16 protein-coding genes and 1 pseudogene are annotated in these 17,579 nt (G+C 42.6%); 11 read left to right on the forward strand and 6 right to left on the reverse strand.

What is annotated here, in order from left to right; genetic code table 11:
* Positions 1-10: 10 nt before the first annotated feature.
* On the reverse strand, positions 11-1,342 hold the full coding sequence (locus tag QWZ17_RS13440) for an FAD-dependent oxidoreductase (RefSeq protein ID WP_290305751.1): 1,332 nt from the start codon (positions 1,340-1,342) through the stop codon (positions 11-13).
* Between the two features lie 88 nt (positions 1,343-1,430).
* Here QWZ17_RS13440 and QWZ17_RS13445 point away from each other — a divergent pair, with 88 nt between their 5' ends.
* The 6 genes and pseudogenes from QWZ17_RS13445 to QWZ17_RS13470 form a co-directional block, all read left to right on the forward strand.
* Positions 1,431-1,964 (forward strand): YfiT family bacillithiol transferase, encoded by a 534-nt coding sequence (locus tag QWZ17_RS13445; protein WP_290305752.1) that lies wholly within the window; start codon positions 1,431-1,433, stop codon positions 1,962-1,964.
* A 244-nt stretch (positions 1,965-2,208) separates the two neighbouring features.
* The gene (locus tag QWZ17_RS13450; RefSeq protein ID WP_290305753.1) at positions 2,209-3,801 is read left to right on the forward strand and encodes a M1 family metallopeptidase; all 1,593 of its coding nucleotides are present in this window, start codon (positions 2,209-2,211) and stop codon (positions 3,799-3,801) included.
* 184 nt (positions 3,802-3,985) lie between these two features.
* A complete protein-coding gene (locus QWZ17_RS13455) occupies positions 3,986-5,620 on the forward strand; it encodes a carboxylesterase/lipase family protein (protein WP_290305754.1) in 1,635 nt (544 codons plus the stop codon).
* Positions 5,621-6,181: 561 nt separating this feature from the next.
* Positions 6,182-6,571 (forward strand): hypothetical protein, encoded by a 390-nt coding sequence (locus QWZ17_RS13460; protein ID WP_290305755.1) that lies wholly within the window; start codon positions 6,182-6,184, stop codon positions 6,569-6,571.
* Between the two features lie 151 nt (positions 6,572-6,722).
* The gene (locus tag QWZ17_RS13465) at positions 6,723-7,385 is read left to right on the forward strand and encodes a hypothetical protein (RefSeq protein ID WP_290305756.1); all 663 of its coding nucleotides are present in this window, start codon (positions 6,723-6,725) and stop codon (positions 7,383-7,385) included.
* Positions 7,386-7,521: 136 nt separating this feature from the next.
* Positions 7,522-8,628, forward strand: a pseudogene (locus tag QWZ17_RS13470) (YifB family Mg chelatase-like AAA ATPase); the annotation flags it as partial.
* On the opposite strand, the gene QWZ17_RS13475 reads toward QWZ17_RS13470, so the two are convergent.
* Positions 8,549-10,045 (reverse strand): recombinase family protein, encoded by a 1,497-nt coding sequence (locus QWZ17_RS13475; RefSeq protein WP_290305757.1) that lies wholly within the window; start codon positions 10,043-10,045, stop codon positions 8,549-8,551. The pseudogene QWZ17_RS13470 and the gene QWZ17_RS13475 overlap by 80 nt on opposite strands.
* A 370-nt stretch (positions 10,046-10,415) precedes the next feature.
* Here QWZ17_RS13475 and QWZ17_RS13480 point away from each other — a divergent pair, with 370 nt between their 5' ends.
* From QWZ17_RS13480 to QWZ17_RS13495, 4 genes are all read left to right on the forward strand, one after another.
* The gene (locus QWZ17_RS13480) at positions 10,416-10,664 is read left to right on the forward strand and encodes a helix-turn-helix domain-containing protein (RefSeq protein ID WP_290305758.1); all 249 of its coding nucleotides are present in this window, start codon (positions 10,416-10,418) and stop codon (positions 10,662-10,664) included.
* A 412-nt stretch (positions 10,665-11,076) separates the two neighbouring features.
* Complete coding sequence (locus QWZ17_RS13485) at positions 11,077-11,562, forward strand: RuvC family protein (RefSeq protein WP_290305759.1); 486 nt, start codon at positions 11,077-11,079, stop codon at positions 11,560-11,562.
* Positions 11,563-11,978: 416 nt separating this feature from the next.
* Complete coding sequence (locus tag QWZ17_RS13490; protein ID WP_290305760.1) at positions 11,979-12,116, forward strand: hypothetical protein; 138 nt, start codon at positions 11,979-11,981, stop codon at positions 12,114-12,116.
* Positions 12,117-12,391: 275 nt separating this feature from the next.
* Positions 12,392-12,616 (forward strand): hypothetical protein, encoded by a 225-nt coding sequence (locus QWZ17_RS13495; protein WP_290305761.1) that lies wholly within the window; start codon positions 12,392-12,394, stop codon positions 12,614-12,616.
* Positions 12,617-12,639: 23 nt separating this feature from the next.
* Here QWZ17_RS13495 and QWZ17_RS13500 read toward each other — a convergent pair whose 3' ends face one another.
* The 3 genes from QWZ17_RS13500 to QWZ17_RS13510 all read right to left on the reverse strand — a co-directional run bounded on the left by QWZ17_RS13500 (position 12,640) and on the right by QWZ17_RS13510 (position 15,161).
* Positions 12,640-13,122, reverse strand: a complete 483-nt coding sequence (locus tag QWZ17_RS13500) for a hypothetical protein (RefSeq protein WP_290305762.1) — start codon at positions 13,120-13,122, stop codon at positions 12,640-12,642.
* Between the two features lie 83 nt (positions 13,123-13,205).
* Entirely contained in the window at positions 13,206-14,888 is a 1,683-nt protein-coding gene (locus QWZ17_RS13505; RefSeq protein ID WP_290305763.1) for a recombinase family protein, read from the reverse strand.
* 84 nt (positions 14,889-14,972) lie between these two features.
* Positions 14,973-15,161 (reverse strand): hypothetical protein, encoded by a 189-nt coding sequence (locus tag QWZ17_RS13510; protein ID WP_290305764.1) that lies wholly within the window; start codon positions 15,159-15,161, stop codon positions 14,973-14,975.
* 108 nt (positions 15,162-15,269) lie between these two features.
* Here QWZ17_RS13510 and QWZ17_RS13515 point away from each other — a divergent pair, with 108 nt between their 5' ends.
* Positions 15,270-16,445 carry a type IV secretory system conjugative DNA transfer family protein gene (locus QWZ17_RS13515; RefSeq protein ID WP_290305765.1) on the forward strand — a complete coding sequence of 392 codons (1,176 nt, stop codon included), beginning with the start codon at positions 15,270-15,272 and terminating at the stop codon, positions 16,443-16,445.
* A 160-nt stretch (positions 16,446-16,605) separates the two neighbouring features.
* On the opposite strand, the gene QWZ17_RS13520 is transcribed toward QWZ17_RS13515, so the two are convergent.
* A complete protein-coding gene (locus QWZ17_RS13520) occupies positions 16,606-17,547 on the reverse strand; it encodes a hypothetical protein (RefSeq protein WP_290305766.1) in 942 nt (313 codons plus the stop codon).
* Positions 17,548-17,579 lie beyond the last annotated feature (32 nt).

Here is a 17,579-nt window from a genome sequence, read left to right on the forward strand (position 1 = left end):
TTTTCCCGCTCTAATTGATCAGCCTTCCCCCTAAATCAACCGTTCTGCTAAAAGGGTTCAAAAACTTGTTGATCAATATCGCAAACTCCCGGCGGGTGATGGCACGTTTCAAATCAAAATCGCTGGTAAACTTGTATTGGGTTTTCCAGGCTTTGGCCATATCTATCTGTAACGATTTTGGCTCGGCCAGGGTAATCTCGCTGATTAATGATAAGGTGTTACCTATGGTGAATTTGGCCGCTGGTTTTTCGCGGTTAAACCATAAAAAGGTGCGGGTATAAATATCGTTCAATACCGGTTCAATTTCGGCTGTGTTAACTGTAGAATCAGGCATAAAAAATACTTGTTTACTCGCCGCATCCTGCACTCCTTTTAATAAGCCGGTTGCTCCCACCTGCTGTATCGCCCTAAAATACCTGTCATTTGATTTTACATCTGTAAAAGGCATTAGGTAGCCTTTAAAATCGAGCAGCTCTCCTTGTATCAACCGTACGTTTAATTTTGTTGTATTGGTTTTAAAAAAAGCGACGAAGGCGGCGGTAGCGCCTACACCCTGCCCTAAAGTAAGCTGGTTAGCCAGGTATTGTATATCATCTTCGGGCAAAAGTTTAGCGGTTATTAGCAAGTTGGTTGTGCCTTTAGCTACTACAGCATTAAGCGGAATACAGTACGAAGGCCATTGCGGATAGTTGTTTTTAGGCGATATGGTATCACTTAACTGCCCCTGAAAACCAACGCCCGTAGCTATACTTGTACGGTAAGCTTCTGATTGATGATTATCGGCAAGAAAATTAAACGGCTTAAAATCTTTACTGAATTTTTCGGTCGCCACAGCGTTAGGCGTGGCGTCAATTAATACTTTAGCTTTTACCAGTTGGTTTTTGCCATCCTTGGTAATGGTAGCTGTCCAGCCGTCATCATCTTTTTTGATATTACTGACGGGGGCGTTTAGTTTAAGTGTGAGGTTTTTTACCGTATCGGCTATTTTTTTGATGATGGCAGCGCCGGTATAGGGTTCAAATTTTAAAGGAGCATTATAGGTAGTATCGTAGTCTGCTGTGCTTTTATAAAACTCCCTTACACGCCTGCGAAACTCGCCCCAGGTGCCAGATGATAATTCCTTGCCCGGCGTTACGGTAATCATTGCCTGAGAAGTCATACCGGGGCATAGTTGCGAGCCCGGTTCAACCAATAGCGTTTTTAATTTGCTGCGTGCGCCCTGTATGGCAGCCGCGGTTCCGCTGGGGCCGCCGCCTATTACCAGAATATCGGTTTTTATGGTTTGGGCATAGGTTAATGAAAAGTTGAACAGCAGCAGTACTAAAAATAGCTTTTTTATCATCGGTTTGTATAACACGTACAGAACGCTAATTTAAGTTAAAGCTTGTGGTACAATAAAATTATCCCTAATTTAATTTTTTTATATGCTTATGACAGACGAACAAATGAAATACCCGATAGGGAAATTTGCGCCACCGGCATCCTATACCGATGAAGATATCCTGATTTGGATAGATGATTTGCGCACCCTGCCGGGCAAGTTAAGAAGCGCCATCACCGGTTTAAACTACCAGGAACTGGATACACCGTACCGTACAGGAGGGTGGACGCTAAGGCAGGTGATTCACCATTTGGCAGATAGCCACATGAACTCCATTACCCGTTTTAAGCTGGCCCTTACCGAGAATAACCCCATCATAAAACCATATGAGGAAGCCGATTGGGCCTTGCTGCCAGATTATCGTTTACCGGTTGAGTCATCTTTAAAAATGTTAGAAGGCATCCACATTCATATGGTAGCGCTGTTTGAAAGCTTTACCGAAAATGAATGGGCGCGCAGCTTTATACACCCCGCATCGGGCGAGACGGTATCGCTCAAAAAAGGCCTGGCCCTATACTCATGGCACAGCAAACACCATTTAGCACACGTTACCGAAACGGTGAAGAAATTTGTTAAAGTTTGAGGGAAAAAGGATGAGGTTATGGGGTTTTAGCGCAAGTAAAATAATGAAAATCAGAGGCAAAAAGGCGGATCAAAAAAACAGCATCAGCTACCAGGCTGATAAATTTATTTTTTAGCTGTTGCACTTTTACCCCGGTAACCGGTATTTATATTTTAATATAATAATTTTACTTCTGTTGTAAAAACATTAACATATTCGTTAAATACCCCTATTTTTTATAAACTTCGCATTTAAACTGACTGTTATGCGTTTTTATACTTCTTTTAAGACACTCTTAGGTGTTTCATTGCTGTTTGCAGCTGTAACCGCCAAAGCCCAGGTACCTGGTTCGGCCATCGATGTGCAGCACTATACCTTCTCGCTGCAACTTAATGATAGTAATAACAATATTAAAGGCGAGGCTACGGTAGCTATAAAATACCTGAAGGATGCATCTTCATTTGCTTTAAACCTGGTTAAAAAAAATAATAAAGGACTGGGCATGACGGTATCGGCCGTTACCGAAAATGGTAAAAACCTAAAATTTGATCAGGATAGCGACGCGATTAAAATATACACCACCATAAAGGCGCCAAGCCGCCATACCTATGTAATTACTTATGAAGGCATCCCGGCCGACGGATTGATCATATCTACCAATAAATTTGGACATCGTACTTTTTTTGGCGATAACTGGCCAAACCGGGCGCATAACTGGATTCCTTGTGTTGATTTGCCCGCCGATAAAGCAACCGTTGATTTTATTGTAACCGCGCCCGATCATTACCAGGTAGTATCAAATGGTTTAAAACTGGAAGAGCAATCTTTACCCAACCGTTTAAAACTTACACACTGGCAGGAAAATGTTGCCCTGCCAACCAAAGTAATGGTTATTGGCGTAGCCGATTTTGCTGTAAATAATGTGGGTGATGTTGCCGGCATCCCTATTTATACTTATGTGTTTCCCGAAAACAAAGAGGATGGGTTTAAAAACTATGCTATAGCGAAAGAGATTTTGCCATATTTTATTAAAATGGTTGGTCCGTACAGTTATGAAAAGCTGGCCAACGTGCAATCAAAAACCATTTTTGGTGGTATGGAGAATGCCAGCGCTATCTTTTACTTCGAGGAATCGGTAACCACTAAAGGGATAGAGGAATTGATGGCGCATGAAATTGCCCACCAATGGTTTGGCGATGGTGCAAGTGAAAAAAACTTTGAACACATATGGCTAAGCGAGGGCTTTGCTACTTATATGACCAACCTGTACCTCGAAAATAAATATGGAGCCGATACGCTTAAGAAGCGTTTAATTGCCGATAGAAAATTGGTACTCAATTTTGAAAAGTCGCGCTTTACACCTGTGGTTGATACCACTGTTAAAGGCGATTTTATGCAATTGCTTAATGGTAACAGTTACCAAAAAGGCGGATGGGCTTTACATATGCTAAGACGCAAACTTGGCGATGCCATTTTTTGGAAAGGTGTAAGCAGTTACTACAACAGATACAATGGCCGTAACGCCAATACAGATGATTTGCGCCTGGTGATGGAACAAACCAGCGGTCAAAACCTGAAGCCATTTTTTAAACAATGGCTAAAAACTGCCGGGCATCCGGATCTGGCTATCTCCTGGCAATTTGATGAGGCTAAAGGCGCGGTTAATATCAACATAGATCAAAAACAAAGCTATGTTTATGATTTCCCGTTAGAGGTTGATATCGACGGGCAATTATACACTGTGAATGTTAAAGGCAAAACCGCTACAGCACAGATCCCGGTAAAAGCTAAGCCGCAGACAATAACTATCGACCCTAATGTTAATTTACTGGCTACTTTTGAGGTGGCTGCTAAATAACTGAAGCGCAATAAAATAGATTGTAATAAAATTGTTTCAGCCCTTGTAGTTTTGATTTTTATAATTATCATTGTGTAATACCTACACAATGATAATTATTGGCCTATTCCTCTAATTTCATGGTTTTGGTATTGTTATTCAGCCCGCGAATAATTGTAAACCAACTATAATAAACCAATAGATCATGAAAAAAAGCTCAATTTTTTTGAGGTTGTTAGCCCTGTGCCTGTGGCCTGTGTTTGGCTACAGCCAAAGTAAAAGCAGCGATGCCGTTGTTGCCGGCGATGGCATAGCGGTAACCAGTACCGATAACGGGCAGGTACGAGGCTATATTCACAACGGTACCTTTAATTACAAAGGCATCCCTTACGCTACAGCCAAACGCTTTATGGCACCAGAGAAACCTGCCGCGTGGCAAGGCGTTCGCCAATCGCTGGTGTATGGGGCGGTTTGCCCTATTGATCCAACCACATCAGTTAATGACCCTATTGAATTTGCCTTTCAGCATAACTGGGGATACATGAGCGAAGATTGTTTAAAACTTAATGTTTGGACGCCGGGCATTAACGATCAAAAAAAACGCCCGGTGATGGTGTGGCTGCATGGCGGCGGTTTCGCGGCCGGATCGGCAATTGAATTACCCTCATATGATGGCGAAAATCTGAGTAAAAAGGGAGATGTGGTAGTGGTATCTATCAATCACCGCTTAAACCTGCTGGGCTTTCTGAATTTATCTGCTTATGGCGATAAATATAAATCATCGGCCAATGTGGGGATGATGGATATTGTAGCTGCCCTGCAATGGGTTAAACAAAACATTGCCAGCTTTGGCGGCGACCCGGATAATGTGACCATTTTTGGCCAATCGGGCGGTGGCGGTAAGGTTACCACTTTAATGGCCGCGCCATCGGCAAAGGGCTTATTCCAAAAAGCTATTGTGCAAAGCGGAAGCTATCAAACCAAATTTATGGATAACGAGGTATCCAAAAGAATTGGTGCCGCCATGCTGGAAGTATTAAACCTGCAAGCATCACAGGTCGACTCGTTACAAACTATTTCATACGAACGCTTAAGTGCAGCCGTCAAAAAGGCCTTACCTAAAGTTGCCGCTCAATTAAAAGCTGAGGGTAAACCGGTAGCCGGTTTTGGCTTAGGCTGGGAGCCGGTTAACGACGGCGTGTTTTTGCCTTACCAGCTTAATGATGCGGCCGCGCAGGAACTATCTAAAAATGTCCCGTTACTGGTGGGTTCAACCAAAACTGAATTTATGGCATCGCTCATTAATCCGGCTATTCGTGCTTATAGTTTAGATGACGTTAAAAACGCCCTAAAAAAACGCTATGCAGATAAAACCGATACCTACATGGCCGAAATTTTAAAAGCCTACCCCAATACCGTTAAACCATCCGATTATATGGATATTGATTTAGCAACCTTCCGCCCGGGAGTAATCCGCCAGGCAAATGCCAAGGCTGTTGCAGGTGCCGCGCCGGTTTACATGTACCAGTTTGCCTGGGCATCGCCGGTTAACGATGGCATGTACAAATCTGTACACTGTATTGATATATGCTTTGAGTTTAACAACATTGCCCGCTGCGAAGAAATGACCGGCGGCAGCAAAGAAGCTTACGCCCTTGCCGGCAAAATGAGCCAGGCCTGGGTTAACTTTGCCCGTACCGGCAACCCCAATGCTAAAGGCTTACCAAACTGGCCCGCCTACACGGCAGATAATGGAGCCGCTATGATTTTTGACAACCAGAGCGAAGTGAAATACCATAACGATGCGGCATTACTGAAACTGGCAGCCGAGAATAAGTAAATAAAACGAATATTATAACAGCAGGGCCGCTTCACAGTGGCCTTTTTTATTGGCGCAATTAAGAGTTTGTTTAAATCTATTTGAAAGTTTTATTTTTCCTGTTGAGAATCTATACAACGGCAATTGCCTTTGGTAAAATTTTCGATATCTGAAGAACAGTATAACGTGAACAAGGCGCAGACGACTCACCCCGACGAGGCTACGCCCGTCTTCCCCTCTCTCCGACTGCGTCGCATAGAGGGGCTAAAAAGGTTTTGTTTTCCCTACCCTCTATGCGGCTTTAGCCGGAGAGAGGGTGGTCCAGCGAAGCGTAGACCGGGTGAGTCGTTACCAGCGTGCAAACGAATATGCTGTCACTACACGAAGCATTAAGTTTTTTGACTATTGCATTTTTCAGGAACCGTTTTTACACAGGCTCTTATATTTTCAAATTTTTATTTGGCAATTCTGATTTTTTAATACCATATTACACAACAATATTTTGCAAATGGCGTTATTAACCAAATAACCAATAGCAAAACAGCAGTTGTTTTAATTTTTAAACCTATAAACCCAAACACCATGAATTCAGCAGCAATGAAATCCATTTATGTGACAGCTTACAGGTGGAGTGCAAAAAATTTCGGACAAGGTGGCTTACCAAAATTCAACTCGCTTTTTGGCGTGAGTTTTCTTCTTATCTTATTATTAACCAACATGATGGTGTTTGTGCAATTGTGTTTAAATCAAAAATGGTTTAACATCAATGAAGTTTCGGCCACTATAATCTTGTTAGGTGCCACCGGCGCTTTGCTGCTTAACTACTTTATACTGCTTAATAACGGTCGTTTCAAAAAATGGAACATCGCTTTTGAAAAACTGAGCAAAAACAATCAAAAAGTATGGTCGTTTATGCTTATGGCCTACGCAGTAGCTTCGTGTATTGGTTTTATGTGCGTAAATGCAATCTAACTTAAATGAGCGCTCGTGCTTTGCCATTAAGCGGCAATAAATTGAATATTAAGTTATCTTCAACGTATGCTAATTACATGAATTCTGCGTTATTTTGCAATTGTACCGGCTTTTATGTGCCGGTGCAGTTTTAAGCACAAAAACCATGATCATGAAAACCTTCACAAAATTTAGCTGGCTCATCGCCTTTATTATTTGCATTGTTACAAAAACAGCATCGGCACAAACCAAAGCGGATGTTTTTAACCCTAAAGTACCTGTTACCTGGCTGGGGATTGATTTTACACAAATGAAGTTTCTGGGTGTTGAATCGGAATACAAGCTGAAAGGCGAAGTACTTAACTCCGATTTTGTTGGCCGATACATCCCGGCCTGGGCAAATCTTTTCATAACCGAACCTAAAACTTACGACGTTGCCAAGGCTATACATCGCGACAGCGTTCACTTTGCCTTTAAAGTAACAGAGAAAGTCAATAACGCTATTACCAAAAACTTTTTTACCGAGAAACGTGCCGACCTGAACACGCTAAAGGAAAAAGACATCCAGGAGCTTGTTAAAAACTACGATTTTCAGGGGCAAAAAGGCATAGGCATGATGTTTTTTGTTGAAAGTATGGATAAGTCGGCACACTCGGCCGGTGCCTGGGTAACTTTTATAAACATGAACGATAAAACCGTAATATTTACGGTGTACAAAGCCGGCGATAGCAGGGGCTTCGGCTTCCGTAATTATTGGGCGCATTCCTGGTATAATATCCTGAAAGATTTCAGAAGCGATTTCAGTAGTTATAAGAATAGCTTTACCAAAAACTAATTGATAAAGGCGCCCTGATGGCGCCTTTGCTTTTAAATAGCACTGCTCTCTATCCTAGTAATGAATATTAAATACCTGTTACCATTTCGGGGATTAAAAAAATATTTATCTTTCGCTTTGATTAAACTTTATCACAGTGTTGGTTAAAACTTTTGGCAGTGCGGTTTACGGAATCCAGGCAATTACGATTACAGTTGAGGTTAATATAGCTCCCGGAACAAAATATTTTATTGTAGGTCTGCCCGATGTGGCTATTAAGGAAAGCTATTTCAGGATAGATTCGGCTTTAAAAAACTGCAATTTCAGGATGCCACGTCAGCAGGTGGTGGTAAATATGGCCCCTGCCGATATTAAAAAAGAAGGATCATCATACGATCTTACCATCGCTACCGCTGTTTTAGCCGCGTCTGGCCAGTTAGAAACCGAAAATCTGGATAAGTACATCATCATGGGCGAGCTTTCGCTCGACGGCAGCTTACAGCCCATTAAAGGCGCCTTGCCCATTGCTGTACAGGCACGCAAAGATGGCTTTAAAGGATTCATACTGCCCAAACAAAATGCCCGTGAAGCCGCCATTGTGAATGACCTCGAAGTTTATGGGGTCGAGAACATCACCGAAGTTGTTGGCTTTTTTAACGGCAACATGAAGCTTGAACAGGTAATAGTAAATACCCGCGAAGAATTTTACGACAGCCTTTGCAATTACGATAGCGATTTTAGCGATGTACGTGGCCAGGAAAATATTAAACGGGCTTTGGAAATTGCCGCCGCAGGTGGCCATAATGTGATATTGATCGGTCCGCCGGGGGCGGGTAAAACCATGCTGGCCCGCAGGCTGCCATCTATTTTGCCGCCATTGAGCCTGCACGAATCCTTAGAGACTACCAAAATCCACTCCGTAGCGGGTAAGCTTGCAGCGGCCGACGCCCTGGTTACCATCAGGCCGTTCAGAAGCCCCCATCATACCATTTCGGATGTCGCCCTCGTGGGCGGAGGAAGTAATCCCGCGCCCGGCGAAATTTCACTGGCTCATAACGGCGTGTTGTTTTTGGATGAATTACCCGAGTTTAAGCGCAGCGCGCTGGAAGTAATGCGCCAGCCGTTAGAAGAACGCCGGGTTACAATATCAAGGGCTAAGTTCACGGTTGATTATCCATCGAGTTTTATGCTGGTGGCAAGTATGAATCCTTGTTCGTCCGTACACTATTCTCCGCATTTAGGGGAATCGACGGGGTGTATGCCAGCGTAATCGTGATGTCCTCCTTGTCGATTTCAATTGCTTTGGTGATAGTTTCCACAATGCCACGCTTTTGTTCAAATGGTAATTCTGCCCATTGGTCGTACAGCGTTTTGATTTCTGAAACGACAATTTCACTCGACATCATGTGAATGGTGCGAACATCAATTTCAGCCTCCAGTTCCGGCCGCCTCGCGTCCATTTGCAAAATACGCTCTTCAACCGGCCTGAACTTCTCGGCGAACAGCTCCTTGCTCATCTCGCCGTTCAGGCGCATCGACAGCATGTCGTCGGCCTGCCTGGAGAGCTTCGCCCTGTCTTTCTTCAAACTTTCAAGCAGCGACTTCTTTTCCCGCAGTTCGTGGTCGGTCGCCTCAACGTAGGTTGCGTGGTTGATGGTGCTTAGGTATTCACGCAAATAGCTTTGGTATATCTCGTCAAGATCGGCAACCGTGATGCGGTTCTTGCACTTCTTGCAGACATACGTTTTAGAGTTGTGGTACACATACATCGTATTACCACATACACAATGAACATAGCCCGAAAGCAGATAGACCGCTTTAGGGCCTTTAGGTTTCTGCAATCCCTCTTGCATATCAAGGATAGCATTACACTCATCCCATAATTCAGTGGAGACAATTGCAGGGCAGGGCATGATAATCCATTCAGACTGCGGCTTGACTGACCAGGCCTTGCCGTCGCCCCGGCTCTTGGTGTAGTTGGCGCGGCGCTCGCCCTTGGCTGCACTGTCACGTAGTAGTCTCGATACTGTTTGAGGAGTGAACTTTGAGCCGTTGCGAGTTCGGTAACTTAAACTGTTGAGGGCTTTGGCTGTGGTGAGTTTGCGCTGATATTTCACAAACAATTCATACATCAATTTTCTAATTGGGGCCTCTGCTTCATCAACGACTAATTCGTTTTCTATCCAGCGATAGCCAAAAGATGCTTGACCGCCTAATGATTTGCCCATCCGTGCACGTATTGGCACAGATGCTGCCACACGACTGGCGATCTCTTCACGCTCCCACTGTGCCATGGCGGCAATCATGGTATAGAAGAGCCGCCCGGCGGGAGTACTGGTGTCGATACTTTCGGATAGCGATATCAGATCAGCACCACACGCCCGGAAGATCTCGGCAAATTCTAATAACTCTTTTGTGTTTCGAGCGAGGCGAGCAAGTTTAGAAAATATCAATCCGGTGATGTGGCCGCTTTTAATATCGGCCAGCATCCGTTTCGTTTCCGGCTGCTGCATGACAGACTTGCCACTCACGGCATCAAGGCGGTACACCTCAATGACTTGCCAGCCCTCTTTTGCATTGACGTACCAACGGGCGCGTTGTTCGTGGTGCTCGGGACTCTCGTCCTGCACCTGCATGTCGGTGCTTACGCGGATGAAGATGCCAACACGTTTAGATTCCATTTTTGGAGAAGTTTGATTGTGAAAGACTTGGGTTAGCTAAAGTTAGGAAAAGAAATGGACCGCAGCAACGCGATGAGCGCCACAATTGCGGTTATTATTCCGTTAATCACCACATACGCGATTGCGAGCATGAGGGATGCGCCAAAGACGAACTTTGCAAGATGGTCTGTTTTTTTAAAAGGAACATTCATGGTTATGATTTTTCCTTTTATTGTATTCAAGCAGATACGGCTGTGATAGTCCCATAAATTTCCGAAAAGCAGGAACCTCCTAATAAAAAACACAATAGCCACAACAACTTTCTTGATTTCCGATTTATAGGAAATTTAGGGTACTTACATTATAATTGCGTCGATTGTATCTTATGTATGTGAACCACCAACAACGAAAATATCCAAACAGGTTGCGAGTGGTTCGACAGAGTAAAGGATATTCACAAAAGAAAGTGGCGAAGATGCTCGGCTACAAGAAAACCGGCTTGCTGTCAGATTGGGAAAATGAGAAATCAATGCCCAATGCAACCAACCTCTTCAAGCTCTGCATCATTTACAACAAAGCAACACGGGAGTTATATCCCGAGTACTACCAAAGGGTGGCGCAGGACATAGAATCTTTATAAACAATTCCGACGGGAGTTAACAATTAAATAGCTCTTCAATGAGCCTGTAACGGTACTTGTTCTTTTGTGGTGCCTTTATTTTAAAATCGCCAACGTACGGTACCGTAATTTTAAAAAATTGCGAACGAACGACTGTAGTTGGCCTACTTAATAGATAGGAGCGTGTTCTTTAAAGTGAAAAAGAAAAAAAGCAATCTGTATTCTCCAAAACAGTTACAGATTGCACATGAGTTGGCAGATGCATTAAGCGACAAAAAGTCGCTTGCGTTCTACCTCTCGTGTGCACAGAAATATCCATCGGAATTTCTCATGGCCACCCTTGCACATGTAATGAGCAAGCCGGCTCACCATATTCGTACTACCCGTGCTCGATTGTTTACAAGCATTGTCACTAAGTCCGTATACAACACCAATGACTACATTTGGGATTAGTCTCGGAACGAGGCAGACAGGGGTATGTATCATAAAAGACGAGGTGCTGTATATAGCGCAAGTTCACAATTTTATCGATCCCTGGTCGAGAACAAAGCTAACGAAGATCATCAACCGCTATCGGGAGTACATCAAAAAATATAATGTTACTGACATAATGGTTAAAGTTCCACATTCAAGTCAGCAGAAAGGCTCAATAAAGGAATTGATGGATAAAGTTGTCGCTTTGGCAAAAGAATATGGCTGCGACATAGACTTTATTACCAAAGATGAGTTGAAAGGCTTTACCCGAATCAAGAAAACAGCGGAATTACTGGATTGGACGCGGCGACAGTATCCTGATCTTAATGCGTATTATGAGCGAGCATTAACAAAATCCAAGTACTATTATGAGTGGTCATTTGAGGCGGTGTTAGCGGCACATGTGTATCAAAAAAAGAAAGTTCTTAGGGTGAACAAAACGTAGAATAACTATTAAAGCAGGGCTTAGGCTCTGCTTTTTTAATTGAAAAGTCTTTTTTGAGAACAAAAAGTTTGTATGTATTCATTTCGGAAGGCTTCAATGCTAAGTTTGTCACTTTATGGCAATTTGGCAGCTTTCCTTTTACCGAAAATTTTCAAATCGCCTTTTTTAAAGTTCTAATAAAGCTGAAATAACTATTGGTTAATGCCGGTGTCGTTATGTCAGAGGATCTTGAAGATGATAAAAAAAATAAAGTCGAAGGCCAATTTGGAACGCTGTTGGATAGGTATGGGTCGCGCCTGAACAGGTGAACAGGCGCAAACCCAAAGATTAGCTTGGCGGCACAAATATAATATCTTCGGGAAAATACAAAGAACTTGAAGTTCCACCTTTTGTGGTAAAACGTAAATTCTTTAAAAATGGCAAAGAAAGTTACAAGAGAAGTAGGAAGAGATTCAGAAAATGGACAATTCATTCCTCTTAGGGAAACTGAAAAACGCCCTTCGACAACCGAAAGGGAAAAAATAAAGTATCCAGCAGGTCCTAAGAAAAAGTAAAGTTTCAATTGAGAACCCTCCCTTAATTAAGGAGGGTTCTTTTTTTAAACCGCCAGAATATTATCTGATAGTGTAACGTCTTTAATTCTTAATTATGGCCTGCTTATTCATTTTCTCCTTTATGGTAGAAATACTAGCTTATGAGCCTATAGGAATATAAGCCATCCTTTATGCTATTGGCACCTTAGTCCATTGGTGATATAGTTCGCGAAAGCTTGGTTGAAGGGTGAAATGAGAAGGTAAGGCCTCCTTATTTCACCCTTCAATTTTGTATAATGAAAAATCCATACCGCTCAAACTATCAATGCTCCGCCACGGGGCGCGGGTATACCTATGCGCTCGGAACCGCCTTGGCTATTGCCACCGCTCTTTTTATGGCTTCCTCCGTCCTGATTCCTGCCTGTGTCCTGACAAGGCTGCTGGCGTGGGCGGAGCTTCTCCTGATATTCCTCGGCCCCTGTGTTGTTGGAATCCTGGAAATCCGCAGAAAATACCTTTGAATCCCAAGCCCCTGAAGGGGCTTTTATTCTGTCTTTTCGGAATCAAAGAATCTTATAGCGCTGTAAAACGCGCAGCCCGTGAAGATGGACAGCACATAATACCCGCCGCACCCCTTGCTCTCTATATCAAACCAAGAGAAAAAGAGGAAAGGGAGAACCGTAAGTACGAAAACGCTCCACATGTTCTTCGACAGGGACTTTTCCCGCAATAGCGCTGCTATTCCGAAGCACAGCACCAGCGAAAGGAGTGCCGCGAAAGCGCATGTAATCATTAGCACGAACCAAAACGGCGGACAGATTTCAATAGGGCCCTCGGGCAGGGACTTTCGCAGGAAATAGGCGACGGGCAAAGACCCCAATAGCACGAACACCCTCGCCGGGTTGTTGTCGAACTTTTGGCCATACCCGTCTGTGTCCCTAAAGACCGCGACGCCAAGGGAAACGAGCATAAAGGCCACTAATGCGATATAGGCTGGAAAAAGCATGAACTGTGAAACTGGAGGCATAAGGCTGGCTTTGCAGTCCAATATCGGGTTATTTTTTGTAGAAAAACAACCTAGCTGAAATTATTTATCCTGCCCAAGGCATATTAAGGATGCAATCCCATATTTTTCCTGCTAGTCGGAAAATTGAGGGTACTTTTCTGTTTAAAAGTTGCTATCTGTTCTCTCAACCTCCGCAACATGAGAATACCGACATTAAAACCGGTACTTTGCCTATAGTCTGCATAACTTTTTATCGGTTGTGACCCGGTGGTTTCTTCATCAAAGTGGGTTATGAGAGATTCAACGGTATCGAACCATTCAAGCCTTGAAAACATTAGCTTTTTCCCTTTGAGAATCCAGTTCGAACCTAACGTGTCACAAAGCTCCTTTTGAATGTGAACATCACCTAAGTTGAACTTTTCTATTGCTGTTTTCGAAAACTCAATTAGATCATTAAACTGCGTTTCCCAGTCGTCAATTTGATTTTGAAGCCTATTCTTGCGCTCTTGGACACGAAGAGACATTTGTTCCCGTTCATTTTTTTTATGCGAATATGTTTCTTCACTAATTTCACCGGAAATGCGTAGATCAAGAAGCCGTTCTACTTCATTATTTATTTTGCGCAAGTATTGGGTAGTGCTTTCTAAAAGCTTTTGACGAAGTTCGATCTCATGCTGGCTGTCCTCCTTAATTGCATTAATTGCCCATTCGGCGAATAATGGCTTAAGGGTGATTTTTGCTAACTCCGCTGAAATCATTGCTTCCATATCTTCTTCCTTTGTATAATGTTTTTCAGCGCAATTTTGACGGCCTCGCTTCTTTGTACAGTGGTAGAAAACGTATGTCTTATATTGGTCAAGTGCTTTAATGTGCTTCAATACTTTCGTTGCCGTAATAAAGCATCCGCATGAGGCACAGGTAATAAATCCTGTAAATGCGTAATCATGTTTGTGATGCTTCGGTTTTCCTTTTCTTCCTAAAAAGAATTGAATTTTATCAAATTCATCAAGGGTAATCATCGGTGTGTAGCATCCCTTATAAGTGGTTCCGTTCCTTGTAAAATAGCCAGCATAAAATTGATCAGTAAATACCTTGTACATTGTACTTATAGGAATCGGAGCGCTTTTATAGCGCTTGGTGCCACGAGAACGAAGCCCCATTTCTTGTAACGTTGCTACCACTTGCATAATGTTATAGCGCCCTGTAAGCAGCATGCGAAATCCCTTTTGTATTAAATGAAATCGCTCAGGATCGTTTATTAAATAATTGGTTCCGTGATTTTGAAATTTGGTATTTAAATAGCCAAGCCGTGCAGGCCCAAGCGGATGCCCTAATTCGTATTTTTGTTTATTGCCTCGTTTGACCTTAGCAGATAAATCACGGCTATATTGTGCGGCCATGCTTGCTTCGATACTTATTAAAAGCGCGTTGTCATGACTTCGATATTCACGGTTTGGTGTCCAAACAGATTTTATGATTCCTGTTTGTAGCATCCATCGCAGTTCGCCATCTTCCAACTCATTTCGAATAAGTCGATCCACATGCCAAACTATAATGCCAGTAGCTTTGCCTTTTTTGATCTGCCGGATCATTTCTGTATAGCCTGGGCGATTATAAGGAATAGCGGCAGATGCAATATCGGTAATGGTGTCGATTACTGTAAGGTTTTCTCGTTTAACAATTTGTTGTATATCATTCAACTGACCATCAATAGATAAAGACTGCCGTTCTTCTCCCTCGGTAGACTTGCGCGCATATATAAAATAATTGATGTGTTCTTTAGTCATAATCGCAAAAAGGGACAACGGACTTACTTTTGTCGCCAAACGTAAGCGGTCCGTTGCCCCTTGCTGGGTACAAAAGGATATTAATTACTCACTTACGTTTGGCATATCTGTTATATCATCTTCACTCACTTTGGCAAGCGGCTTTAAACACATATATACATATTGTAATAATCGGGTTGCCTTTTCTGTCGCCTCACTAATGCTCAATTGAACGCCAAACTCGCGCTCATATAGTTCAATAAATTGCTGTAGCCGATCCTCCTTAATTTGCATCGTTATATCTTCTCATTGTTCGACATAATCTGATAGTCCCGTAATTATCCTATTATTGGGATATTTATAGGACTATCGGACATGACCTGTTCTCAATAAGATATAGGCATGTACGACTTCAAACCATTCACCCCGATAGGAACGACCAACTGGCGCAACCACAACCGCGTCTTCGGCATCAAGCCCGCAGACCGCCTCCATCACATATTCTGCCTGGGCAAGACCGGCATGGGCAAGTCGCACCTGCTCATAAGCCTGGCCGTAGATGACATGCTTAAAGGATATGGTATTTGTGTCCTTGACCCGCATGGCGATACAGTACGATTGGTAGCAGGTCGAGTGCCGGAACATCGCAAAAAGGATGTTATACATTTTGACGCGACCAACCTCAACAGCCTGCCTGCCTTTAATCCGTTGGCCGATGTTCCGGAACATCAACGGCAATTGGTTGCCTCTGAAATGATAACAACGTTTAAACGGCTCTTTAGTGACGCATGGGGGAGTAAGCTTGAATATGTTCTACGTTTTGCAATAACTACACTATTAGAATACCCCGGTGCTACGTTGCTCGACATCACCACCCTGCTGACAGACAACGCCTTTCGCTCAAAAGTACTATCCCATGTACAAAACCCTTATAACAAGTTGTTTTGGCTCAATGAATACAACCTATATTCAGCAAGCACACTTGCCAGTACCATTCAGCCCATTTTAAATAAGGTAGGCGTATTGCTTGCTAATGACACCTTGCGTGGCATTTTCGGACTGCAACAAGGTATTTCATTTGAACAGTGCATGAACGAACAAAAGATTGTGCTGGTGAATCTCTCTAAGGGGGAGATTGGGGAAGACGTGGCAACGGTGCTGGGGAGCTTTGTAATCACCGCTATTCAAAATGCAGCCATGCGTCGGGCATCAATACCAATAACGGAGCGCAAGCGCTTCTACGTGTTTATAGACGAAGCACAGCACTTTGTCTCAACCTCCTTTGCTGCCATGCTGCCACAAGTACGAAAGTTTGGCCTGGGCTTGTTTTTAGCCAATCAGCAGCTTGACCAATTAGAGGCAGACACCCGAAGTGCAGTGCTTGCTAACTTCGGTACATTGATTGTGTTTAGGGTGGGATTAGATGATGCAAAGGTGATGGAGAAGCAGTTTTATCCGGTCTTTACCTATGACGATTTTATCAACCTGCCTAAGTATCATATTTATTTAAAGTTGTTGATTGATGGTGCAGAGAGCAGGGCGTTCAGTGCGGTGACATTAGATTTTCACATTAATTAATTAGATAAAATTAAAGGCCGCCAAAGGGCGGCCAGTTTTCGCTATTATCCAACTATAGTGACTTCGCCACCAGGAGATAATAAAGGAAGATTTGTTCTTTTCATGGATGTATATTTTTTTGTGTTTATATAATAATACACTTATTAATTATCTTTGCAACCTACTTTTTTTCCAAAGATAGGGTAAAACCCTGACCTTTATACATTAATCCCACAAACTCCTTTTCGATATAGGTCTTAGTTTGATAATTGGTTACAAACTTCGCTAAAATTCCCGCCTCATCAAAGTGAACATTAATTTCCGTGAAAAAGACCTGTATTCTCAAATTTCGATGTATGTGGTTCATTTTGAATAAAACAATGCTAAACCTATCAAGAGGAAAAGTTCTAGTAACTTGGTACTCTATAAAATAAGAATGCTGACCTCCAGATATATTAGCATTAAATCCAAAGGCCAAATTGTCTCCGCTCATAGTTTTAGATGATTGGGAGGTTTCTGCCTCAATCCCGTTAATCTTAAAATAATCTAAGTTAACAGTGGGCCGCACAATGGCATTGCCCTTTATCTCTATTTTGTAAGGATAGTCGTAACTATAGGGCTGCTTACTTGGAATCATAGTAAGAGATCTACGCTCTATGACCTTAATGATATTCAAATTTTTGTCTATTAATTCTATTTCAAAAATTTGTAGACTGTCCTCATAATAATGGGTGTCTTTAGTCGGTAAATATGTTCTTTTTATGTCTTTAATAATCAAATCATTAATCGCTGGAAATTTATTCTCAAACAGAGCACAGGTAACAGTGTCCCAATATTGCTCTAAATCATATCTCTTTTTTATGAATTCAGGATCGGAAATAATTTTTGAAAGTTCCTCTTTTATTACACCTAAAAACTGTATGCTCTTTAGTAAGGTGGAAAGGACTCCACCGGCAATCATCGTTTTTCCTAATGCGGTGAAAAATTCGTTCCAATTCAGACATGGAAATTCGATAAAGATACCGATTGCCAGTATGCCTGTTCCTCCTATAAGGTATATCCAGGGGAGGGCTATAAGAAAGTTTCTTAAATAAACGCGATTGAAGAGTCGTTCGAGTTCCATTTGACTTAGTTTAGGTATGCTATAAAATTAAC

Origin of the sequence: Mucilaginibacter flavus, from assembly GCF_030409315.1 — a bacterium.
Taxonomy (GTDB): domain Bacteria; phylum Bacteroidota; class Bacteroidia; order Sphingobacteriales; family Sphingobacteriaceae; genus Mucilaginibacter; species Mucilaginibacter flavus.